General features: G+C 61.0%; 22 protein-coding genes. 5 read left to right on the top strand and 17 right to left on the bottom strand.

Going from position 1 to position 22,337, the window contains the following annotated elements:
- Positions 1 to 8 precede the first annotated feature (8 nt).
- From FFI16_RS04195 to FFI16_RS04165, 6 genes are all read right to left on the bottom strand, one after another.
- The gene (locus FFI16_RS04195) at positions 9 to 1,448 is read right to left on the bottom strand and encodes a PLP-dependent aminotransferase family protein (RefSeq protein ID WP_017138335.1); all 1,440 of its coding nucleotides are present in this window, start codon (positions 1,446 to 1,448) and stop codon (positions 9 to 11) included.
- Between the two features lie 256 nt (positions 1,449 to 1,704).
- Positions 1,705 to 2,520, bottom strand: a complete 816-nt coding sequence (locus FFI16_RS04185; RefSeq protein ID WP_056861615.1) for an OmpA family protein — start codon at positions 2,518 to 2,520, stop codon at positions 1,705 to 1,707.
- Positions 2,517 to 2,879, bottom strand: coding sequence for a DUF4398 domain-containing protein (locus tag FFI16_RS04180; protein WP_017138337.1), 363 nt, complete (start codon positions 2,877 to 2,879; stop codon positions 2,517 to 2,519). The genes FFI16_RS04185 and FFI16_RS04180 overlap by 4 nt, the downstream gene beginning before the upstream one ends.
- A gap of 9 nt (positions 2,880 to 2,888) precedes the next feature.
- Positions 2,889 to 3,710: an ABC transporter substrate-binding protein gene (locus FFI16_RS04175; RefSeq protein WP_138814258.1), complete on the bottom strand. Its 822-nt coding sequence runs from the start codon at positions 3,708 to 3,710 to the stop codon at positions 2,889 to 2,891.
- A gap of 83 nt (positions 3,711 to 3,793) precedes the next feature.
- The gene (locus FFI16_RS04170) at positions 3,794 to 4,723 is read right to left on the bottom strand and encodes an electron transfer flavoprotein subunit alpha/FixB family protein (RefSeq protein ID WP_138814257.1); all 930 of its coding nucleotides are present in this window, start codon (positions 4,721 to 4,723) and stop codon (positions 3,794 to 3,796) included.
- 2 nt (positions 4,724 to 4,725) lie between these two features.
- The gene (locus FFI16_RS04165; protein ID WP_017138339.1) at positions 4,726 to 5,475 is read right to left on the bottom strand and encodes an electron transfer flavoprotein subunit beta/FixA family protein; all 750 of its coding nucleotides are present in this window, start codon (positions 5,473 to 5,475) and stop codon (positions 4,726 to 4,728) included.
- Positions 5,476 to 5,981: 506 nt separating this feature from the next.
- On the opposite strand from FFI16_RS04165, the gene FFI16_RS04160 reads away from it, so the two are divergent.
- A complete protein-coding gene (locus FFI16_RS04160; protein WP_138814256.1) occupies positions 5,982 to 7,646 on the top strand; it encodes an electron transfer flavoprotein-ubiquinone oxidoreductase in 1,665 nt (554 codons plus the stop codon).
- 92 nt (positions 7,647 to 7,738) lie between these two features.
- Here FFI16_RS04160 and FFI16_RS04155 read toward each other — a convergent pair whose 3' ends face one another.
- Positions 7,739 to 8,632 (bottom strand): AraC family transcriptional regulator, encoded by an 894-nt coding sequence (locus tag FFI16_RS04155; protein WP_138814255.1) that lies wholly within the window; start codon positions 8,630 to 8,632, stop codon positions 7,739 to 7,741.
- Positions 8,633 to 8,814: 182 nt separating this feature from the next.
- Between FFI16_RS04155 and FFI16_RS04150 the strand changes: the two genes are divergently transcribed.
- A complete protein-coding gene (locus tag FFI16_RS04150; RefSeq protein WP_017138342.1) occupies positions 8,815 to 9,867 on the top strand; it encodes an NAD(P)-dependent alcohol dehydrogenase in 1,053 nt (350 codons plus the stop codon).
- Here the strand turns inward: FFI16_RS04150 and FFI16_RS04145 are convergent, their stop codons facing one another.
- The 6 genes from FFI16_RS04145 to FFI16_RS04120 form a co-directional block, all read right to left on the bottom strand.
- A complete protein-coding gene (locus FFI16_RS04145) occupies positions 9,868 to 10,671 on the bottom strand; it encodes an IclR family transcriptional regulator (protein ID WP_056861620.1) in 804 nt (267 codons plus the stop codon).
- A gap of 186 nt (positions 10,672 to 10,857) precedes the next feature.
- A complete protein-coding gene (araH, locus tag FFI16_RS04140) occupies positions 10,858 to 11,823 on the bottom strand; it encodes an L-arabinose ABC transporter permease AraH (RefSeq protein WP_017138344.1) in 966 nt (321 codons plus the stop codon).
- A gap of 19 nt (positions 11,824 to 11,842) precedes the next feature.
- Positions 11,843 to 13,342 (bottom strand): L-arabinose ABC transporter ATP-binding protein AraG, encoded by a 1,500-nt coding sequence (araG, locus tag FFI16_RS04135; protein ID WP_138814254.1) that lies wholly within the window; start codon positions 13,340 to 13,342, stop codon positions 11,843 to 11,845.
- Complete coding sequence (locus FFI16_RS04130) at positions 13,339 to 14,319, bottom strand: substrate-binding domain-containing protein (protein ID WP_138814253.1); 981 nt, start codon at positions 14,317 to 14,319, stop codon at positions 13,339 to 13,341. The genes araG and FFI16_RS04130 overlap by 4 nt, the downstream gene beginning before the upstream one ends.
- Positions 14,320 to 14,341: 22 nt before the next feature.
- Positions 14,342 to 15,163 (bottom strand): SDR family oxidoreductase, encoded by an 822-nt coding sequence (locus FFI16_RS04125; RefSeq protein WP_138814252.1) that lies wholly within the window; start codon positions 15,161 to 15,163, stop codon positions 14,342 to 14,344.
- A 154-nt stretch (positions 15,164 to 15,317) separates the two neighbouring features.
- Complete coding sequence (locus FFI16_RS04120) at positions 15,318 to 15,797, bottom strand: GNAT family N-acetyltransferase (protein ID WP_138815356.1); 480 nt, start codon at positions 15,795 to 15,797, stop codon at positions 15,318 to 15,320.
- A gap of 188 nt (positions 15,798 to 15,985) precedes the next feature.
- Here FFI16_RS04120 and FFI16_RS04115 point away from each other — a divergent pair, with 188 nt between their 5' ends.
- The 3 genes from FFI16_RS04115 to FFI16_RS04105 all read left to right on the top strand — a co-directional run bounded on the left by FFI16_RS04115 (position 15,986) and on the right by FFI16_RS04105 (position 17,918).
- Positions 15,986 to 17,182, top strand: coding sequence for an MFS transporter (locus FFI16_RS04115; RefSeq protein WP_138814251.1), 1,197 nt, complete (start codon positions 15,986 to 15,988; stop codon positions 17,180 to 17,182).
- Between the two features lie 85 nt (positions 17,183 to 17,267).
- A complete protein-coding gene (locus FFI16_RS04110; RefSeq protein ID WP_138814250.1) occupies positions 17,268 to 17,600 on the top strand; it encodes a hypothetical protein in 333 nt (110 codons plus the stop codon).
- Positions 17,601 to 17,651: 51 nt separating this feature from the next.
- Positions 17,652 to 17,918: a hypothetical protein gene (locus FFI16_RS04105; RefSeq protein WP_138814249.1), complete on the top strand. Its 267-nt coding sequence runs from the start codon at positions 17,652 to 17,654 to the stop codon at positions 17,916 to 17,918.
- Between the two features lie 120 nt (positions 17,919 to 18,038).
- On the opposite strand, the gene FFI16_RS04100 is transcribed toward FFI16_RS04105, so the two are convergent.
- The 4 genes from FFI16_RS04100 to FFI16_RS04080 all read right to left on the bottom strand — a co-directional run bounded on the left by FFI16_RS04100 (position 18,039) and on the right by FFI16_RS04080 (position 22,327).
- Positions 18,039 to 18,956 (bottom strand): PfkB family carbohydrate kinase, encoded by a 918-nt coding sequence (locus FFI16_RS04100; RefSeq protein ID WP_138814248.1) that lies wholly within the window; start codon positions 18,954 to 18,956, stop codon positions 18,039 to 18,041.
- Positions 18,949 to 20,415: a cytosine permease gene (locus FFI16_RS04095; RefSeq protein WP_138814247.1), complete on the bottom strand. Its 1,467-nt coding sequence runs from the start codon at positions 20,413 to 20,415 to the stop codon at positions 18,949 to 18,951. Before FFI16_RS04095 ends, FFI16_RS04100 begins: the two co-directional genes overlap by 8 nt.
- Before the next feature lie 200 nt (positions 20,416 to 20,615).
- Positions 20,616 to 21,617, bottom strand: a complete 1,002-nt coding sequence (locus FFI16_RS04085) for an ADP-ribosylglycohydrolase family protein (RefSeq protein ID WP_138814246.1) — start codon at positions 21,615 to 21,617, stop codon at positions 20,616 to 20,618.
- Positions 21,614 to 22,327, bottom strand: a complete 714-nt coding sequence (locus FFI16_RS04080; RefSeq protein ID WP_138814245.1) for a GntR family transcriptional regulator — start codon at positions 22,325 to 22,327, stop codon at positions 21,614 to 21,616. Before FFI16_RS04080 ends, FFI16_RS04085 begins: the two co-directional genes overlap by 4 nt.
- Positions 22,328 to 22,337 lie beyond the last annotated feature (10 nt).

Below are 22,337 nucleotides of genomic sequence, written 5' to 3'. Positions count from 1 at the left end.
GTTCAGGATCAAAAACCGGCTGCGGTTTCCTGGCACAACTGGCTGGCCAACATCCCCAGTGTCATCAGCGCACGCTCTGCCTCGCGGTTCCACGGCGTGCCGCAGTTAAGGCGAATACAGTGATTAAACTGTTCCGTATTACTGAAGATCACGCCCGGTGCGATGCTGATGCCCTGCTGCAGCGCCCGCACGTGCAGTTCCTGGGTATTGACCCTGCCGGGCAAACTGACCCACAGGATAAAGCCGCCGGTCGGGCGGGTCATCTGTGTGCCTTCGGGGAAATACTGCTGCACCGCCAGCTGGAAGGCGCTGAGGTTCTTGCGGTATTCCTGGCGGATGTAGCGCAGGTGCCGGTCATAGCCACCGTTCTCAAGGTACGCCGCCACGCCCATCTGCGTCACGCTGCACGCTGAGTGGGTGCTGAACATCTGCAACCGCTGGATTTCCTGCTGGTACTTGCCGGCAATCATCCAGCCGATGCGCACGCCGGGCGACAGGGTCTTGGAGAAACTTGAGCAGTAGATCACCCGGTCCAGGCGGTCATAGGCTTTGAGCGCCTTGGTGCGGCCCAGCTCGAACATCAGCTCGCCGTAGATATCGTCCTCGACAATCTGGATATCGAAATCCGAGGCCAGGCGCAGCAACTGTTTCTGCCGCTCCTCAGGCATGGTCGCGCCCAATGGATTGCTCAGGCGCGTGGTCAGCACCAAGGCCTTGATCGACCATTGGTTGGCCGCCAGTTGCAGCGCCTCAAGGCTCATGCCCGTCGCCGGGTCGCTGGGGATCTCGATGACCTTCAGGCCCAGCAGGTCGGCCAGTTGCAGCAAGCCGTAATAGGTCGGCGACTCGGCGGCGATCAAGTCGCCTGGGCGCGTCAGCACGCGCAACGACATCTGCAACGCATCAACACAGCCGTGGGTGATCACCACTTCGGATGGGTCTACCACCACGCCGGCGTCGCGCATGCGAATCGCCACTTGGCGGCGCAGCGGTTCAAAACCTGGGCTGAACATGTAGCTGAAGGCCCGTGGGCTCTGGAAGCGCGTGACCTTGGCCAGTTGCTGGTGCAACGCGCGCACCGGCAAGTAATCGACACTCGGCACGGCAGCGCCCAGCGGAAATACCCCTTCGCGACGCGACTCGACCAATACCTGCTGAATGATGCTGCTGCGGGTGACCAACCCCGGGCGCTCAACCCGGGCGATATCCGGCGTCGGCGCCGTGAGCGCGGGCGTCTGGTGCACGTAATAGCCCGACTGCGGCCGCGCGCGGATCAGCCCCTGGTCTTCCAGGTTCGCATACGCCTGCAACACCGTGGCGTGGCTGACGTTGAGCTGTGAGCTCATCTTGCGCACCGAGGGCACGCGCTCGCCGGGTTGATAGACACCGCGCCGGATGTCCTCAGCCAGTTGCTGGGCGATACGTTGGTAAAGCAACAGATTGGTCATGACGCAGCACTCGATTTCACGGGTATTTTATTTTTGTGTGAAACATACCGGCACAGTTTAGAAGTGTACGGGGACAGTTGCCACAATAGTCGAGCGCGGGCGGCAGTGATAGAGAAAACTGTAGGGGTGTACGCCGGACAAAAAAGTGGGAGCGGGCTTGCTCGCGAATGCGGTGTGTCAGCCAATGCATGTGCTGGATGACCCACCGTATTCGCGAGCAAGCCCGCTCCCACATTTTGATCTGCGTCAGGCGTTATTATCGAGCGGCGCCCAGCTGGCCTTTTTCGTCGGAGAACACAATTTCCACCCGACGGTTCTGAGCACGGCCGCGCTCGGAGGCGTTGGCCTCGACTGGGTACTGGTCGCCATACCCTTCAACTTGGATACGTTTTTCGTCGATCCCCAGGTCCATCAGCACATCAGCCACCGATTGCGCACGGTCGCGCGACAGCTTAAGGTTTTCCTGCTCGCCACCGGTGTTGTCGGTATAACCCTCGATGCGCACCACGCGCTTGGGGTTCAACTGCAGGAACTGCACGATCTTCAGCACGGTGCGGTTGGCCGAGTTTTGCAGCTCGGCGTCACCGGTGTCGAACAACACATCGCCCAACGTCATGACCAGGCCGCGATTGGTCTGGGTGGTGGTCAGGCTGGCGATTTGCTCTTCGAGCCACTTGCCCTGCTGCTGCACGCTGGCCAATTTGCTTTCACGCAGGGCCAGTTGCAGGCGTTGGCGCTCCAGTTCCAGCTTGGTGCCGCGCTCGGCATTAAGCCCCTGCTCGGTGTGTTCGCGGGCGATCTCGCTGTAGCGCTGGCTCAGGTAAGCGTAGTGCACCACATCGGGGCCGCTGCCCCAGTAGCTGGACAAGCGATCAGCGCGTGCCAGGGATTCGCCGGCGCGAATCACGTCTTTGGGCGCAAAGCGCAGCACATTCGCGTCTTCCTTGACCTTCTGGAAGTCGCTGCCGGCTTGTTGCAGCGCCTGCTCGCTGTTGGGATGGCTGACGCAACCGCCCAACGCCACGCTGCCCAGCAGCAACACACCACTCAAACCACGGATCAGCGGGCTCATTGGGCTTCTCCCAGCTGCAATTGTTTGCGTAGTCGGGCGATGCGGGTGTTGAGCACGTTCAGTTGCTCCTGGCTTTTGCGCGTCAATACCCGTGCTTCAGCGAGGCGCGCGTCCAGCTCGGCCTGTTCGGCCTGCATGCGCGCATCTTTGTAGGATTGGTCGGCCATGTCGGCCCGGGCTTTGGCGAACTTGTCTTCGGCCAGTTTCAGTTCAGGCGATTCATCGGTGCTGGCGCCCACGGCATTGGCCTGTTCCAAGGCTTGCTGGGTGAGGCGTATTTGTTCATTCGGCGCAGGATCAGCTGCACATCCCGCCAGAGCGACAACGGCGAGGGCCGCGAAAAGAGGTCGAAGAGTCACTGAAAATCCTTACTTTGCTGGGGTGCCGACGGGTTGCTGCAATTGCGCTTTCCAGCGTTCGAGGTTGCGCTGCAAGGCGGCTTGCGCGACACCGGACGCGGGTAATTCTGTCATCTTTTTCGCCAGCTGTCCGCGCAGCCACGGATCGTTGCAGGCGGAGTTGTGGAAAATCGCCAGGTACAGGCCGGGCTGGTCGATAGGAATTTCGCGGGCGATCAGGTCATTGCTCATGCCCAGCGTCTGGGCCATGGCCATGCCCGAGTAACGCCCGGCCAACACGTAATCGACTTCCCCCAGCAGCAGTTTCTGGAACGCCGGCGTCAGGCTGGGCAGGCGTTGCAGGCTCAGCTGTTGACCGGCGAAGGTGGCGAAACCGGCACTCAAACGAGCGCGTTCGGAGACCGCGCCTTTATGCCCGTGCAAGTCATCGGCGGTGGCGTAGACCAGCGGCGAATCCTTGCGCGTCCACACCAGGTAGTCGATCTGCACCAGCGCCGGGTGGATATAGTCGAGGGTTTCCAACTCGCCAAGGTTCAGCGGCGCATCGGCGAGGATGTCCATGCGCCCGCTGCGCACTTCATCCAGGGCCAGGGAGCGTTTGCCGCCGTAGAGCAGGTCGATTTTAACGCCGAGGTCCTTGCCGACTTGTTGCAGCACATCGGCGGTGGCGCCGATCAGGTGTGTCGGGTCTTGGGGGTCACGCCAGAGCAAAGGTGGCGCGTCCGGGCTGCCGGTAATCACCAAGCGCTCACACTTGCCGGCGGCCAGCGCCAGGCTTGGCAGTAGCGCCAATCCAAGTGTCAGTGCCAGCAATACGGGACGCAGATCCATGGCGGTTTCTCCGATATTCAAAAAAGCCGGGCAAAAAAAAGCCCGGTCACATGACCGGGCTCTTTATAAGTGAAGCGACTGGATTAGACCAGCTTCTCCAACTCGGGTACGGCTTCGAACAAGTCCGCAACCAGGCCGTAATCAGCTACCTGGAAGATCGGCGCTTCTTCGTCCTTGTTGATCGCAACGATCACTTTGGAGTCTTTCATACCGGCCAAGTGCTGGATCGCGCCGGAGATACCGACGGCGATGTACAGCTGTGGCGCAACGATTTTGCCGGTCTGGCCGACCTGCATGTCGTTGGGTACGAAACCTGCGTCGACGGCCGCGCGGGAAGCGCCGACCGCAGCGCCCAGCTTGTCGGCCAGGGCGTACAGGTGCTTGAAGTTGTCACCGTTCTGCATGCCACGCCCGCCGGAAACGACGATTTTGGCAGCGGTCAGCTCAGGGCGATCCGACTTGGCCAGCTCTTCGCCAACAAAGCTGGAAGTGCCAGCGTCGTGGGCAGCGGAAACGGCTTCAACAGTAGCGGAACCACCTTCAGCGGCAACCGGGTCGAAACCGGTGGCACGCACGGTGATGACTTTGACCGAAGCGTTGGACTGTACGGTGGCGATGGCATTACCGGCGTAGATCGGGCGCTTGAAGGTGTCAGCGCTTTCTACCGAGATGATCTCGGAGATCTGGTCAACGTCCAGCTGCGCGGCAACGCGTGGCAGGATGTTTTTGCCGTTGGAGGTAGCGGCAGCCAGGATGTGGCTGTAGCCAGCGCCCAGCTCAGCAATGAGCGGGGCAACGTTTTCCGGCAACTGATGCGCGTAAGCAGCATTGTCAGCGTTCAGGACTTTGCTCACGCCCGCGATTTTCGCAGCGGCTTCAGCCACGGCGCCAGCGCCCTGACCTGCTACCAGCACGTGAATGTCGCCACCGATTTTAGCGGCAGCGGCCACAGTGTTCAGGGTAGCCGGAGCCAGCACCTTGTTGTCGTGTTCGGCGATTACGAGGATAGCCATGATCAGATCACCTTCGCTTCGTTTTTCAGTTTCTCGACCAGTTCAGCCACCGACTTGACCTTGATGCCCGCGCTGCGTGCAGCCGGTGCTTCAACCTTGACGGTCTTGTTGGTAGAGGCGGTGGAAACGCCCAAAGCTTCTGGAGTAACCGACTCAAGCGGCTTCTTCTTGGCTTTCATGATGTTTGGCAGGGACGCGTAGCGCGGCTCGTTCAAACGCAGGTCGGTGGTGACGATGGCCGGCAGTTTCAACGAAACGGTCTGTGCGCCGCCGTCGATTTCACGGGTCACAGCGACGCTGTCGCCGCTCACTTCGACTTTGGAAGCGAAGGTGCCCTGGCCGTAACCGGTCAGCGCAGCCAGCATCTGGCCAGTCTGGTTGTTGTCGCTGTCGATGGCTTGTTTGCCGAGGATCACCAGTTGAGGCTGTTCCTTGTCGACAACGGCTTTGAGCAACTTGGCAACGGCCAGGGAGGTCAGGTCTTCAGCCGACTCAACCAGGATGGCGCGGTCGGCGCCCAGGGCCAGGGCGGTACGCAACTGCTCTTGAGCAGTGGTCGGGCCGATGGAAACCACCACGATTTCAGTCGCCACGCCTTTCTCTTTCAGGCGTACAGCTTCTTCCACAGCGATTTCGCAGAAAGGGTTCATCGACATTTTGACGTTAGCAAGGTCGACGCCGGAATTGTCCGCCTTGACGCGAACTTTCACGTTGTAATCGACAACGCGTTTGACAGCTACAAGAACCTTCATGGATTCCTCGTTACTCTCCGGTGAAAAGAAAGTCGCCTAGGCGAACCTGGCGGTTGATGCTCATCGGCACACAAGGGCACCTCCAAAAACGCAGGCGGCGACCTTGCTCACGGGAAATGATGACCGTTCGTCAGGGGTGACTGAGAGGTCATTCTTTATCGCAGCGTGTAAACTGCGCGCCATCGTTTGGGCGCGCGTCACCTGTCTTGCTTTTGGACGTGCTCTTGAAACCTGCAGTCTGCCTACGGTAAGCGCAAAACCGACCGTATATTGACCGGAACGCCTATTCTGGTCAATACGCCAAAATAGCCAGTCATAAGCCGCGTTGCTTTGATTTACCTAGCCTGCGAGCAATTCAAACAAACGTTTGTATTGGACGCTGCCGGTGGTGTAGATATAATGCGCCACCTAGAGAGAAAGGTGGGTCTTGCCGTTGCTGCGAGACGATACCGAACCTCCACCCATTAGAAAAAAAAGCCTGTTGAGCCTTGAGTAGGAGATAGCCTGTGGAACGCGAATACATGGAATTCGACGTGGTCATCGTCGGCGCTGGCCCGGCAGGCCTGTCTGCCGCCTGCCGACTGAAGCAGAAGGCCGCCGAAGCCGGTAAAGAAATCAGCGTCTGCGTGGTCGAGAAAGGCTCCGAAGTCGGCGCCCACATCCTCTCCGGTGCCGTGTTCGAACCACGCGCCCTGAACGAACTGTTCCCGGACTGGAAAGAGCTCGGTGCCCCGCTCAACACCCCGGTGGTGCGTGACGACATCTATGTACTGCGCAGCGCCGACGCCTCCACCAAGGTGCCGGACTTCTTTGTGCCCAAGACCATGCACAACGAAGGCAACTACATCATCTCCCTGGGCAACCTGTGCCGCTGGCTGGCCCAGCAGGCCGAAAACCTGGGCGTGGAAGTCTACCCAGGCTTCGCCGCCCAGGAAGCGCTGTTCGACGAGAACGGCGTGGTGCGCGGGATCATCACCGGTGACCTCGGCGTCGACCGCGAAGGCAATCCCAAAGAAGGCGTGTACACCCCAGGCATGGAGCTGCGTGGCAAGTACACGCTGTTCGCCGAAGGCTGCCGTGGCCACATCGGCAAGCAGCTGATCCAGCGCTTCAACCTGGACAGCGACGCCGACGCCCAGCACTACGGCATCGGCCTCAAGGAAATCTGGGAAATCGACCCGGCCAAGCACCAGCCAGGCCTGGTGGTACACACCGCCGGTTGGCCGCTGGACATCATGAGTTCCGAAAACACCGGCGGCTCGTTCCTCTATCACCTGGAAAACAACCAGGTGGTCGTCGGCCTGATCGTCGACCTGTCCTACAGCAACACCTTCCTGTCGCCGTTCGATGAGTTCCAGCGCCTCAAGCACCACCCGGTGCTGGCCCAGTACCTGGAAGGCGGCAAGCGCATCAGCTACGGCGCGCGCGCCATCTGCAAAGGCGGCCTGAACTCGCTGCCGAAGATGGTCTTCAAGGGCGGCGCGCTGATCGGTTGCGATCTGGGCACCTTGAACTTCGCCAAGATCAAAGGCAGCCACACCGCCATGAAGTCCGGCATGCTCGCTGCCGACGCCGTGGCCGACCGCCTGTTCGCCGAATCCGAAGGCTTTGATGAACTGACCGCCTACGTCGATAGCTTCAAATCCAGCTGGCTCTATGAAGAGCTCTTCGCCAGCCGCAACTTCGGCCCGGCGATGCACAAGTTCGGCCCGATCATCGGCGCCGGCTTCAACTGGTTTGACCAGAACATCCTCGGCGGCAAAATGCCGTTCACCTTGCACGACACCAAGCCGGACTATGCCTGCCTGAAGCTCGCCAAGGACAGCAAGAAGATCGATTACCCCAAACCCGACGGCAAGTTGAGCTTCGACAAGCTGAGCTCGGTGTTCATCTCCGGTACCAACCACGAAGAAGAGCAGCCGTGCCACTTGAAGCTCAAAGACCCGAGCATCCCGATCGGCACCAACCTGCCGCTCTACGATGAACCGGCGCAGCGCTACTGCCCGGCCGGCGTGTATGAAGTGATCACCAAGGAAGACGGTGAGAAGCGCTTCCAGATCAACGCCCAGAACTGCGTGCACTGCAAGACCTGTGACATCAAGGACCCTTCGCAGAACATTACGTGGGTGACACCGGAAGGCGCGGGTGGGCCGACTTACCCGAATATGTAAGGCGGCTGCTTGAACAAAAAAGGCTCCCAGGCGGGAGCCTTTTTTATGCCCGGCACAGCTCCCACATTTAGATTGTGTGTTGCCTGAAAAAACTATGCCGCACGCTCTTCACCAGGGTTACGCAAAAAGTAGCGCTTATATTCCCGACTGAACTGCGACGTACTCTGGTACCCCACGTTGTGCGCCGCCTGCGCCACGCCCAAGCCTTCCACCAGCAGCAACTGCTGCGCCTTCAACAACCGCAAGCGCTTCAAATACTGCAACGGCGACAACAGCGTGCAACGCTTGAAGTGCTCATGAAAGGTCGACGCACTCATATGCGCATAACCGGCCAATGTCTCGATGTTCAGCGGCTCGGCGTAATGGGCATGCAGGTGATGCAACGAGGTAGCGATGCGCGAAAACTGCCCCTGTTGCTCCACCAGTGCACGCAGCACATCCGCCTGTGGCCCGCGTAACGCGGTAAACAACACTTCTCTAACCCGCGCCGGGCCCATGATCCGGCTTTCCAGCGGATCGTGCAGGCACTGCAAAAGCCGTTCGACGCTGCCGCGCATTGCATCATCGAGCATCACCGAGCTCATCGATTCCAACGTCTGCGCCGTGGGCGGCGGCCCTGCCTGCATGCCCATGGCCATGACCAGTTCGCCGAGTACCACGCGGTCAATACCCACGGTGACCCCGTACAGCGGCGCGTCGGGCGCCATGGCAAAGGTCTCGCATTCGAACGGCACCGGCATCGCCTGGATCAGGTAGTGCCCGGCGCCGTACTCCAGTGTGCGCGGGCCCAAATAGGCGACTTTGCTGCCTTGGGCCACAAACATCAGGCTCGGCTCGTAGATCTGCGGGCCGCGTGCCACGTCGCAACTGGCGCGCAAAACCTTCACGCCGGGCAGGTGCGTCGGGGAGAAACCGTCGCAGGGCGTGAGGTCCTCAATCAGGGCAACCAGCGTGGCGTTGGCATCAAGATGGCGGGTCAACAACATGGCAAAAAACTTCGTAAAAAAGGGATGAGACCATCATCGCAGGTCTGGCGCCACATGGATCCAAACACCGGGCACTCCCGGACGAATAGGCATGAGGTTCGGAGCAATCGCCATGGCCGCGCCAGGGGGCGGCGCGGAGAATGGCCCGCCTTACCTGTCACTGCTTTTGCGAGGTTTTCACCATGTACACCGCCATCGGTTATGCCGCCCAGTCGGCCACCACCCCCCTCGCCCCCATGTCGTTCGAACGCCGCAGCCCGCGCGCCGACGATGTGGCCATCGAGATTCTGTACTGCGGCGTGTGCCACTCCGACATCCACCAGGCGCGTAACGAGTGGGGCATCGCCGTGTACCCGCTGATGCCGGGCCACGAGATCGTCGGCAAAGTCACCGCCGTCGGCGCCAGCGTGACTGCGCACAAAGTCGGCGACCTGGTGGGCGTGGGTTGCATGGTCGATTCGTGCCGCCACTGCGACGCTTGCCATGCGGACCTGGAGCAATACTGCCTCGAAGGCCCGACCATGACCTACGCCACCCCGGACCGGGTCGATGGCAGCAACACCATGGGCGGCTACTCCGACAGCATCGTGGTCAGCGAACACTTTGTGGTGAAGATCCCGGCCAAGCTCGACCTGGCCAGCGCCGCGCCGATTCTGTGCGCAGGCATCACCACCTACTCGCCGCTCAAGCACTACGGCGTCAAGGCTGGCGACAAAGTCGGCGTGCTGGGCATGGGCGGCCTGGGCCACATGGGCATCAAGTTCGCCAAGGCCATGGGTGCAGAAGTTACGCTGTTCACCCGCTCCGCGAGCAAGGCTGAAGAAGGCCGTCGCCAGGGCGCCGACCACGTGATCGTGTCCACCGATGCCGAGCAGATGAAAGCCGCCGCCGGCAGCTTTGACTTCCTGCTGGACACCATTCCGGTGCAGCACGACCTGAACCCCTACCTCGACGTGCTGCGCTTTGACGGCGTGCATATCCTGGTCGGTTTGATCGAACCGGTCGACCCGCCGGTAAACGCCGCCAAGCTGGTGCTGGGCCGTAAAGTGCTGGCCGGCTCCTTGATCGGCGGCATTGCCGAAACCCAGGAAGTGCTGGACTTCTGCGCCGAGCACAACATCACCTGCGATATCGAGATGCTCGACATCCGCCAGATCAACGAGGCTTACACCCGCATGATCGCCGGCGATGTGAAATACCGCTTTGTCATCGACATGGCGACCTTGAAGGCTTGATCAGGCCTTCGCGCCCAACTCCGCTGACAGCCGCGCTGCGACCTGTTTGATCACAGGGATCAGCTCGGCCATCTTCTCCAGCGGCATGTAGGGCACGGTACTGGCGATGCTGATGCCGGCGACGATTCGCCGGCTGGCATCGCGCACCGGTGCCGCCACACAACGGATCGACGGTTCGTTGTCTTCCAGGTCAAACGCATAGCCGCCCACCACGTATTCACGCATGCGCTGCTCGAACTGCGCCCAGGATTGCTCCGGGTGCAACGGCCATTGCTGGCTCTTGCCCTCGGCGGGCAGGCTGGCTTCATACAGGCGCTGCCACTCCTGCACCGAGTCATCCAGCAACATTGCCTTGCCCACACCGGTGCGCGCCAACGGCATGCGATGGCCGACTCGCGAGCGCATTTCCGGGCCGTAGCGACCGGGGTTCTTGTGCAGGTAGAGCACGTCGTCGTATTCGCGAATCGCCAAGTGGATGGTGTCGCCGGTGAGCGCCGACAGTTCATCCAGGTACGGCACGGCCAGGGTCACCAATGGCAGTTCGTCGCGGGCCTGAAAGCCCAGCTCGATCAGCTTCGGCCCCAGCAGGTAACCGACTTGCGGCACCACACGCAGGTAACGCTCCTCCACCAGGCAGCTGGCCAGCCGGTGGGTAGTGCTGCGGGTGGTGCCGATGCGCTTGGCGATCTCTTTCAAGTCGCGCGCACCCGCCGCCACCGCTTGCACCACGCCCAGGCCACGCAGCAGGGTCTGGGTGCCGGTGGGGGCGGCGTCTTTGACGGGGATGTGGGCGTTTTCCTGCATATCGGGCCTATTGGGAAGTACGAAAACGGCGCCATTATGGCAAATGCAGCCCTGCTGAACAGAGGAGATCCATTGTGGGAGCTGGCTTGCCTGCGATGGCGGTGGGTCAGCTAAGTATTTGTTGGCTGATATACCGCTATCGCAGGCAAGCCAGCTCCCACATTTGGATCTTCAAAGGGCAAGAGTTCAGCGTTGCTTCATGCGGTCGATGATGACCGCCAAGAGCAGGATCGAACCCCGAATCACATACTGGTAAAACGTATCGATGTTCTTCAGGTTCATCGCGTTCTCGATAATCGCCAGAATCAACACCCCGGCGATCACATGGCGAATCATGCCGATACCGCCGCTCAACGACACACCGCCCAGCACGCAGGCCGAGATTACCGTCAGCTCGAAGCCCTGGCCGATCATCGGCTGGCCCGAGGTCATGCGCGAGGCGAGGATCACCCCGGCCAGTGCGCCGATCAAGCCGTGCACGGCAAAGATGATGATCTTGGTGCGGTCGACATTCACCCCGGCCAGCAACGCCGCTTCCTGGTTGCCACCAATGGCCATGGTGTTGCGCCCATAGGTGGTGTAATTGAGCAGCCAGCCGAAGAACACAAAGCACAACACGGTGATGATGATCGGCACCGGTACGCCCATCAGTTGGCCGTTGCCAAACACGAAGAAGCGTTCGTCCATCACACCGACGGCTTTACCGTTGGAGAAGATATAGGCCAGGCCACGCACGATCTGCATGGTCGCCAAGGTGGCGATCAACGCGTTGATGCGCAGCTTGGCGATGACGATGCCGTTGATCAGCCCCACCACCAGGCCCATGGCCAACGCAGCGGACACGCCGAGTACCACGCTGTCGGTGTCGCGAATCACGATGCCCGCGACCACACCGGCACAGGCGATCACCGAGCCGACGGACAAGTCGAAGTGCCCCGACGCCAGGCAGAACAGCATGGTGCACGCAGCGATGCCCACCGTCGAAATCGCCAGGCCCAGCCCGCGCATATTCAGCGGCGAGAGGAAGTTGTCGATAAACAGCGCGCTGAGCACAAAGATGCTCAATGCTGCGAGCAGCATCACCCAATCATCGAGAAATTTGCGTTGGTTGAAACCCGGCCAGAAGCCCTTTGCAGTTTTTACCTGTGACATGCCTACACCCTCGAATTCTTCAAGCCCGCGAACGCGGGAGAGCCAGTTGCAACAGCTTTGCTTCATCCGCCTGGTCGCGGGTCAACTCGCCGGTCAGCGCGCCTTCGCTCATCACCAGGATGCGGTCGGAGATGCCCATCACTTCCATCAGGTCGCTGGACACCACAATCACGGCAATGCCGCTGGCCGCGAGGTTATGGATGATCTGGTAGATCTCGGATTTGGCGCCGATATCGATGCCGCGTGTGGGCTCATCCAGCAGCAGCACTTTCATCGGCATCGACAGCCAGCGGCCGAGAATGGCCTTCTGTTGATTGCCGCCGGACAGGTACATGATTTTCTGTTCGGCGTTCGGCGTCTTGACCTTCATCGCCTTGATCTGCTTGTCGGCGTTGCCCTTCTCCCAGCCTTCACGCAACAGCCAGCCAAAAGTGGAATGCGCGCCGCGTGCGCTGATATTGATGTTCTCGGCCACGCTGGACAGCGGGATGATGCCTTCCTTCTTGCGGTCCTCCGGGCATAGCAGCACACCGGCGGCGATGGCATCGCGCGGTGACCGTAACGGCAGGGTTTGCCCAAACAATTCCAACTGCCCGGCCGTTGCGCGCTCCAGCCCACTGAGCAAACGAAACAACTCGGTGCGCCCTGCGCCCACCAGCCCGAAAAGGCCGAGAATCTCGCCCTTGTGCACTTGCAGGCTGACCGCTTCACGCAAGCCAGGCCCAAGCAAACCGTTGACCTTGAGCGCCACCTCGCCGCGTTCGCGCGGGCGGTAATCGTAGATGTCCTGGATATCGCGCCCGACCATGCAGGTCACCAACTGATCGTGGGTCAGCGTGGCCATATCCTCAAAGGTGCGCACATAACGGCCGTCCTTGAACACCGTTACCGCGTCACAAATGCGGAACACCTCTTCCATGCGGTGCGACACATACAGCACCACTTTGCCCTCATCGCGCAGGCGCGTGATGATCGCCATCAAGCGGTCGATTTCCCGCGCCGACAAGCTGCTGGTAGGTTCGTCGAAGGCAATCACATGGGCACCACGGGACAACGCCTTGGCGATTTCCACCAGTTGGCGCTGGCCCAGGGACAAGCGCCCAAGCTTCTCTTGCGGGTCAATTTCATCGGCCAGGCCTTTAAGACACGCCAACGCTTGCTTGCGCAACTGGCCGCCGTTGACCACGCCAAACCGCGACGGCAAATGCCCGAGAAACAGGTTCTCGGCCACGGTCATTTCCGGCACCAGATGCAGCTCCTGGTGAATCACCGCCACGCCGTTGGCGATGCTGTCGGCGGCGTTCTTGAACGCCATGACCTGTTCGCCAATCTGCACTGTGCCGCTGCTCGGCGTGTAGGCACCGCCGAGGATCTTGAGCAGCGTGGACTTGCCCGCGCCGTTCTCGCCCATCAGCGCGTGCACCGAGTGCGGCCGCGCCTCAAAGCTGATCTGCGCCAAGGCCTTGACCCCAGGAAACTCCTTGCCGATGCCGTTGAAACGCAAGGCTGCGCCGGTCATTTCCACAGACCGATTTTGCTCAACTCTTCCTTGAAGTTGGCGCGGGTGATCAGGGTTACGTTATCCAGGGCGGTGAACTTGGCAGGCTCGGTGCCTTTGGTGACCCACTCGAACATCGCCGTGGCGGTTTTGTAGCCGGACGCATCAGGGCTGAGCAGCATTGAGCCGTAGAAACCGGTGTCGGTTTTCTTCAGCTCCTCAATCGCGTCAGTGCCATTGATGCCCACGCCAATCACGTTGGCCGCCTTGAAGCCGGCGCTTTCGGTGGCGCGCACGCCGCCCAGCACGGTGCTGTCGTTCATGCCGCCGATGATCAGGTTTTTTGCAGTGCCCGGCAGCTTTACCAGCGCCGAGTTGGTGGAGTCCATGCTGCCTGGCACGTCGAGGGTTTTCTGTGCGCTGAACAGGATGTGATCAGCGGGTAAGCCAGCGGCCTTGAGGCCTTCTACCGAACCGTCGGTGCGCTTTTTACCGGTTTCCAGCTCGTCGAAGGTGTTGATGACGGCGTAGGTTTCCTTCCAGTCCCAGTTGCGATGCCTGGCTTCGGCAGCCATGGCTTCGCCTTGCTTCTGGCCGATCTTGTAGGCATCCAGGCCCACATAAGGCACGTCTTCCATCGGCTTGCCCTTGGCATCCACAAAGCGGTCATCCACGGCCAGCACTTTCAAGCCGTTGAGCTTGGCCTTGGCCATGATTGCCGGGCCGAGGGACACGTCCGGCGGGCAGATGACAAAACCCTTGGCGCCGTTGGCCGCGAGGGTGTCGATGGCCGATAGGGTTTTCTCGCCATCGGGCACGGCGATCTTGATCACGGTAAAGCCCTGGTCCTTACCGGCCTTTTCGGCAAAGGCCCATTCAGTCTGGAACCAGGGTTCTTCGGCCTGCTTGACCAGAAAGCCGATCTTCACTTCTTCGGCCGCAGCAAAACCGCTGAAGGCCATCGCCAGCGCCACGGCGCCTAAGGTCTTCTTGAACATGAACCACCTCTCTTGATTGTTGTTAGTCGTGGTACATCACAGATCGCCCGCCATCGATCATCAGGCAGGTTGCATTGATAAAGGGTGCCTCGTCGGTGGCCAGGAACAGCGCCGTCATCGCCACCTCGACCGGTTGGCCGATGCGCTTGGGCGGGTGCAAATCGAAGGCGCGCTGGCGCTCGGCATGCGGGTCAGGGAAGCCGTTCCAGTAATCGACGTTGAGCTGGGTTTCGATGTAACCCGGCGCGATGGCATTCACGCGGATACCTTTGGGCGCGTATTCGATGCCCAGGGCACGGGTGAGGCCGAGCAGGCCATGCTTGGCCACCGGATAGGGAAAGCAGCCGGGAATGATGTGGCTGGAATGGGTGGAGGCGATGTTGATGATGTTGCCGATGCCCTGCTCGATCATGTGCGGGAGCACGGTGCGGCAGCCGAACCAGGCGCCGTCGAGGTCGATGGCGAAGCAGCGTCGCCAGTCTTCGTCGGTCATCTGCAGCGGGTCGCGGAACACGTTGACGCCCGCGCAGTTGATCAACACATCCACGCGACCGAAGCGCTCGATGGCCACATTGACCAGCGCCTGCCATTGCTCTTTGGAGGTGATATCGACGGCCTGCGCAACAATTTCAGCGCCGCGTTCGCGCCAGTGGGCGGCGACTTGCTCGACCTTCTCAGCCTGGATATCCGCAATTACCAGCCGTGCCTGCTGGGCCTGGAAGCAGGCGACGATCGCCTCGCCAATGCCTTGGGCGGCACCGGTGATGATCACCACTTTGTTTTTCAGCCGCTCGCCATAGGTGGGTTCGGGCACAGCGGGTAATGACAACGGTTGGGGCTGCATCGCTTCACCTGTTTTATTTTTGGTAGTGAGTGCTGATGCAGGCGACTATAAACCCATCTTTTGAAATATCTCAATATATAAATTTGCATCCCATATAGTGAGACCAAACACAAAAAAAGTGGGAGCAGGCTCCCACAGTTGATCTTCAGTGCTTTCAGCCCTGAGCAAAGTCGCGCAGTGCATTACCTTCCATGCGATAGCGCACCCACTCCTCCTGCGGCTGCGCGCCGATGGACTTGTAGAAGGCAATCGCCGGTTCGTTCCAGTCCAGCACGCTCCATTCAAAACGCCCGCAACCGTTATCGCAGGCGATCTTGGCCAAGTGGCGCAAGAGCTTTTTGCCCGCCCCGCCGCCACGTTGCTCGGGGTTGATGTAGAGGTCTTCGAGGTACAGGCAGTTGCTGCCCAGCCAGGTGGAATAACTGAAAAAGAACACTGCAAAGCCAATCGGCAGGCCATCCCGTGAACAGATCAGGCCATGGGCGGTGGCGCCCTCGCTGAACAGGCTGCGCTCGATATCCGCCACACTGGCGATCACTTCATGGCGGGCTTTTTCGTATTCGGCAAGCTCGGTGATGAAGGTCAGGATCTGCGCAGCATCGCTGGGCACGGCAGGGCGAATCTCGATGGTCATGGGCGGGCCTTGGGCAATTTCAAAGGCCACATACTAAGGCGCTTTGATGACTGATTGCAGTGCAATTTGTTTACTCCGGCCGGGCGTAAAGCAAGCGCCAGCAACCACAGAACAAACCCTGCACGCGCGCATGGTAAACAGTTGGGCATAACGCCAATAACTCACGCTAATAAATTCCAGGTTGCCCCATGCCCTCCACACCCGCCGTAAACACCAGGCTGTTCGCCCTGTTCTGCCTCGCCAGCTTCTTGTTGTCGTTGTCTTACGGCTCGACGTTTTTGCTGTCACTGCTGATTCACGCTCGCGGCGGCAATGAACACGACGCCGGCAGCGTGATTTCCATGGCGATGCTCAGTACGTTCGTAGCAGTAGTGTTCTGCGGCCACTTGGCCGATGCCGTGGGTGCGGCGCGCGCGATTGCGGGCATGGGCGTGTTGTTGTTGGTGGCTTGCCTGGGGTTTGCCCTGACGCCAGGGTTTGGTCTGGGGTTGATGCTGTTCGGTCTGTCGCTGGGGTTGGGCTGGGGGGTGTTCTACACCTTGGGGCCGATCATCGTGACGCTACTGGTGGAACCGGCGCAGCGGGCCAAATATTTTGCGTTGCTGTCGGGCAGCATGTTGAGCGGGATCGGCGCCGGGCCTTTGCTCGGGCGTGCCGCCGGCGCGCTGGATTTGCCCCTGACATCGGCCTTCTATATCGCCGGCCTGGCCAGCCTTGTTGGCGTGCTGATGTTCTGGCGAATGGGCGCACAACTCAAGCATCACGCGAATGCGCCCACCTCGAAGATATCCTGGGCTTCCAGCCGCCGTGTGCTGTCATCCAAAGCCGCCTTTGCGATTTTGATGGTCGGCCTGGGAGGCTGCGTGTTTGGCGGGCTGTCATCGTTTCAGACCAGCTATGCCGCTGCGCGTGGGTTGGACTATTCACTGTTCTTCGCTGGCTTCCTGAGTGCCGCCATCACCAGCCGCCTGTTGATCGCGGGCTATGTGGTCAAGCGTGATGCGTACTGGGCCGCCTGTGTGCTGTCAGGAATCATGCTTGGCTCAATCGCGCTGTTTGCGTTTGGCGTGAGTGGCAACCTCAGTTACCTGTTGGCCGCCGCCACGCTCGGCGTGGGTTACGGCCTGACGTATTCGGTGATCAATGGGCTGGTGGCCAATGAGGCACCGCACGGCACAACGTCCCAGGCATTGCTGTTGTTCAGCCTCGCGTACTTTATCGGGGTGTTCGGCTTTCCACTGCTGGCGGGCAAGCTCATCGTCGATTACGGCTTGCCGACGCTGCTGGCAAGTGTGCTGGGCGTGGCCTTGTTCAACTGGTTGATCACGGTGGCGCGGTTGATCTGGCGCCAGCGCTCGGCACACAAAATCTTACAGGTGAGTTAAGACCGTTCGTCGCCATCAAGGCACGAACTGCAAATGAGGGCGGACCAATAAAGGGTAAGGACATTAATCATATGGAGACACCCTCATGAAGAATTCCAAATTTGCTGCCCTCGCTCTCACCGGCCTGCTGTCCGCCGCTTCGTTGAGCGCCGTTGCCGCCACTTCGTCCACCGGCCCGACCAACCCGGCGACCCAAGAGTCTCAGGACTCGATGGGCACTGGCCTGGACACCAACGGTGGCGCGATTATCGATAACGGTGCCGGTGCAGACCCACGCACCAAAGGCGCCGATACCCAGCGCCAGGCACCGGCTGCCGTCGGCAACGGCAAAATGGGCCCAGGCGTTAACAATGAACCCAAAATCAACAAAGGCGATGACAACAACATCCCGGGCGCCCCGAAACAACCTGCGCCTTGATGCATCGATAGACACACCGACACCCGATCATTTCCCAGTGAAGAGGTACGCATGAACGTCGATAGAAACCTTGAAATTGAAGTCCTCACCCGCCTGCTGCACGCCCACCCCAACGGCTTGGGCAAGGAGGTGCTGGATAACTACCGCGGCGAAAAAGAGGTCGCCAGTGTTCTGGCGTTTCTGCAAGACCGTGGGTTTATCAAGGATGGGCATGTGACCACCGACGACGCCGGTGAATATTCGTTGAACCTGCCGATCAAGCTGACCGCGTCTGGAGTTGATGAGGCGCGCAAGCTGGAAAGTGAAGGCACGGTTTAAGCTAGACGAAGATCAAGTGTGGGAGCGGGCTTGCTCGCGAATGCGCAGTGTCAGTCGACATGTCAGGTGACTGATCCACCGCTTTCGCGAGCAAGCCCGCTCCCACATTTTGATAGGTGTTTATTCGGCGACTAATGCGTCGACTTCGGCACTGCCAGGCGAGGTCGCCGGCCCCCAGCGCGTGACCGCCAGCGCCGCCGCCGCATTGGCCCGACGTGCTGCCACTGCAGGTTCCAAACCCTCGGCCAACCCGGCCAGAAACACCCCAGCATGGGCATCGCCCGCGCCGTTGCTGTCGACCGCCTGCACCTTGAAACCCGGCACATGCTCGGCCTTGCCGTGGCGACTCACCCAGCAGCCATTCGGCCCGTCACGCACCACCAAAAGCGCTTCTGCCGGCAAGTGCCGATTAAGTTCGCGCAGCGCTTCGGCCAGTGTTCCGGCCCCGGTAAACGCCAGGGCTTCGGGGCCGTTGCTGGTCCAGATGTCGATGCGTGGCAGCAAGGCAACCATCAATGCCGAATCCGGCGCCTTGACCAATGGCCCCGGGTCGAACACCACGCTGATCTCACGCGGTAGCGCCAGCAACCAATCGAGCAGCGCCTGGGCCTTGCCGTCGAGTAACAGGCTGTAGCCGCTGACGTAGACATAATCGTCTGCGCGCGGCACCACGCCTGCCAGGTCCTCGGCACTCAAGTCACCCTCAGCACCGATGTGCGAAATGAAGGTGCGTTCGGTGCTGGCTTCGGTCAGCGATACACACAAACCGGTGTCCTTGCCCGCACTGGCCGCCTGGGCCATCTCTACGCCTTCGGCCTGCATGGCGGCACGCGCCAGGTCGCCAAAGCGCCCGCTGCCATGGCGGCCGAGGTAAACCACCGGCAAACCATTGCGCCGGGCGGCAGCCATCACGTTAAAGCCGCCGCCGGCTTCGAAACTGGCGGATTGCGCCAGCACGTCGCCGCCGGTTGCAGGCAGTGTGTCGAGGGCCATGACCAGGTCGACGATGACCTGGCCGGTGTGCAGCAATCTAGACATTAGCGCGCTCTACCAAAGCCGGGCGACGGTCAGCTGCGCCGCCCAGTACCGCATAAATCCCACCGGCCACCACGAAGGTGACGATCCAGCCCAGGCCGTTGTGGCCAAGCCAAGAGTCGGACAAAGGCCCGGCGAACCAGATGTTTTCGGCGGTGGTGCCGATGGTGGTGAAGCTGAAACCCAGCACAATCGCCACCGCCCAGGCACCGAATGCACGCCATTCCACGCCGCCGCGATACCAGTAGGCACTGCTCGGGCTTACGTCCAGCAGGTCGTTGGGGCTGTAGTAGTGACGGTGAATCAGGTCGACCACAAAGATCCCCACCCAGGCGGTGATCGGCACGGCCAGCAGCGAGATGAAGGTGATGAAAGGGCCGTAGAAACTGTCGGCGATCAGCATGAAGTAAATCGAACCGGCGAAGATCGCCACGATGTCGACGATCACCGCGTGCACGCGCTTGACCTTGAGGCCCAACGTCAGCGTAGTGAGGCCCGCCGAGTACACCGAGAGATTGTTGGAGAGCAGCAGCCCGCCGAACGCGGTGATCAAGTACGGCACCGCCATCCAGGTCGGCAGCATGTCGCGGATCGCGATGATCGGGTCGGTGGCCGACGCCAGGTCGTTGTTGCCCACCGACAGCAGGCCGCCGAGGGTGATCAACAACACCAGCGGAATGCCCGCACCAAACGCGGCGGACGCCACCAGGCGCACGGCCTTGACGCTGCGGTGCTGGTAGCGCGACATGTCGGCACCGGCGTTGGCCCAGCCGATACCGGTACCGGCCGCCATGGTGCCGACGCCGATGATCATGGCGCTCAGCGGCGCCGGGGTGGCGTTGAACACCGCGCTCCAGTCGATGGTGGCGCAGAGGAAGCCGCCGACCAGAATGTTAAGCGCGCCGAACACGTAGGTGGCCCACTTCTGGATCACCAGCAAGGTGGCGTGGCCGAGGCCGGATACGGACAGGGTCAGCAGCACGAAGATGGCGATAAAGATCAGCGTGAGTACCGGCGCGCTTTTGGCTTCGACCGGCGAGCCGAACAGGATCGAACACAACGACAGCAGCACAAAGGCGGCGGTGGTGGTGTTGACGGTTTCCCAGCCCAGCCGCGACATCAGCGAGACCAGCGTGGGGCCGATATTGCCGCGCACGCCGAAGATGGCGCGCGACAGCGTCAGGCTCGGCGCACGGCCGCGACGGCCGGCAATCGAGATGATGCCCACTACGGCAAAGGAGCCGGCGGCGCCGAGGATCGCCACAATGATCGCCTGCCAGATCGCCAGGCCACGGAACGCCACCAGGGTCGCGCCCAGCGGCAAGCCAAGGATGCTGATGTTAGCCGCGAACCACACCCAGAACAGTTGCAGCGGGTGGCCGTTGCACTCGCCTTCGGGGACCGGTTCGATGCCGCGTGTTTCCAATTGCCCGGCACTTTGGCCGGAAGAAGTGCTGCTCATGAGGGGTGCTCCTGGTGCCTGTATTGTTGTGGTTGTGGCAGGTGTGCAAATAGAATTACTTACTCGGTCTCCATGACTCGGCACAATCAAATGTGGGAGCGGGCTTGCTCGCGAAAGCGGTGTGTCAGGTGGCACATCAGTTAACTGATCCACCGCTTTCGCGAGCAAGCCCGCTCCCACAATTTTTTGATTTTCAGCGCTTATCGAATTTCGAGCAGGCCTTGAACCAACACCTGCAAATCCAGGCCATTGACCTGCTTGACCTGCTCAATCATCGCTTCAGGCCAGCACTGCATCCCCAGACACGCGCCCAACATCGCGCCCAGCATTGCGGCGATGGTGTCGGTGTCGCCGCCAAGGCTGGCCGCCAGGCACAGCGCCTCGAAGGCATTCATGTCACCCACCGCCACTTGCTGGGCGAGGGCAAACGACACCACTACCGATTCCTGGGAGGCGACGGAGGTGCCGATCAGTTCGTAAAGCAGGTCGGCAAACAGGGCTTTGTCACCGCTGCCGACGCTCAAGGTGCGCGCCCAACTGATGCGCGTGGAAATCCGCCCGCCGGCAATCCAGTGGCCATGGCCTTCGGCCTGCTGCGCGAGCTGGGTGCCGATGTTCAGCGCTTCACCCAAATCCACACCGTTGATACCCGCCGAGACCACCGCCGCCACCGCCGCCGCGCTGGAGATGCCCAGGTTGGTGTTATGGGTGACCTGGCAGGCCTGGATCACCGCCTGGATAAATTGCGCCGGGTCGCTGACGTCGGCGGCAATGCCGACCGGCGTGATGCGCATCGCAGCGCCATTGGTGGTGCCGTAACGCCCGGACTCTTCCGGGGTGTGGCCGGCGAGGATCATATCGATAGCGCGTTTGGTCGATGGCCCCAGCAAGTCCTGGGAGCCTTTGGCGCGCATCGCCGCTTCCCAGTCGATCAGGCGCTGGGCGAGTACCGTGGGTTCGATCTTGCCCTGCCCCTGCACCAGCAACTCACCGACCAGGATCGCCTGCTCGGTGTCATCGGTGATGGAGCCGGCCGGCATGTTCGGCGCGATGGGTTGGTCGGCGCCGGCCGCTTCCAGAGCGGTGATGGCCCCGAAGCGCTGCTGCACCTGCTCACGGCTCAACGACTGGGTGGGCATGCCCAATGCATCGCCCAGGGCCAGGCCGTAGAAGGCACCGAGGGCACGATTTTGCGCGGTCATTTCGAAGCTCCAAACTGCAGGTGCAGGCGAAAGTGCAAAGGGTCGAGCAAGCTTTCGACATGCTCCATGAGACGCTCGCGGCGGTCGTAGGTGGTGCGCGAGGCTTTGAGAAACACCGTACCGGCTGGGCGGCCGAGCAACTCGGCGTCTTCATCGCTGAGAGGCTCGGCACCGATCCATTGATCGCCCTCGGCACCCACGTAGCCGTAAGCGGCCAGGGTGACGGTGAGTGAATTATCGATCAGGCCGACACGGGGCAGGCTTTCCAGGCCGCCGGTGGCGGGCATCAGCGAACGTTCCAGGGACACGGCGGTGCCATCGGGAGTGCGCCGACGGCGGTCAAGGGCGATAAATTGGTCGCTGCCAAAACGGCTGAGCAGGTCCGGCCGTGTCACGGCTTCCAGGCGCAGGATATCGGTAATGACCAATGCGCCAGTATCGGCCAGCGCCTGTGCCCAACCGCTGCGTTGGTCGAGCACCATGCCGTCAAAGGTGACGATGGAGCCGACGCCGCTTTGCGTGGCGATGTAGTTACGCCGTTTGAGCTCAGCCAGGGCTTCGCGCAATGTGCCACGGCTGACCGCAAACTCCTCGGCCAGTTGATGCTCACCCGGCAGCAGGAAACCGTCGGCCATCACTCCAGCCTCGATACGGCGGATAAGCTCGTCGACGACGCGTTTTTTCTTATCAAATCGGACATGTCTAATCATGTACAAATTG

The sequence above is a fragment of the Pseudomonas sp. KBS0710 genome (assembly GCF_005938045.2).
Taxonomy (GTDB): domain Bacteria; phylum Pseudomonadota; class Gammaproteobacteria; order Pseudomonadales; family Pseudomonadaceae; genus Aquipseudomonas.
This window is presented reverse-complemented; position numbering and strand designations above follow the sequence as displayed.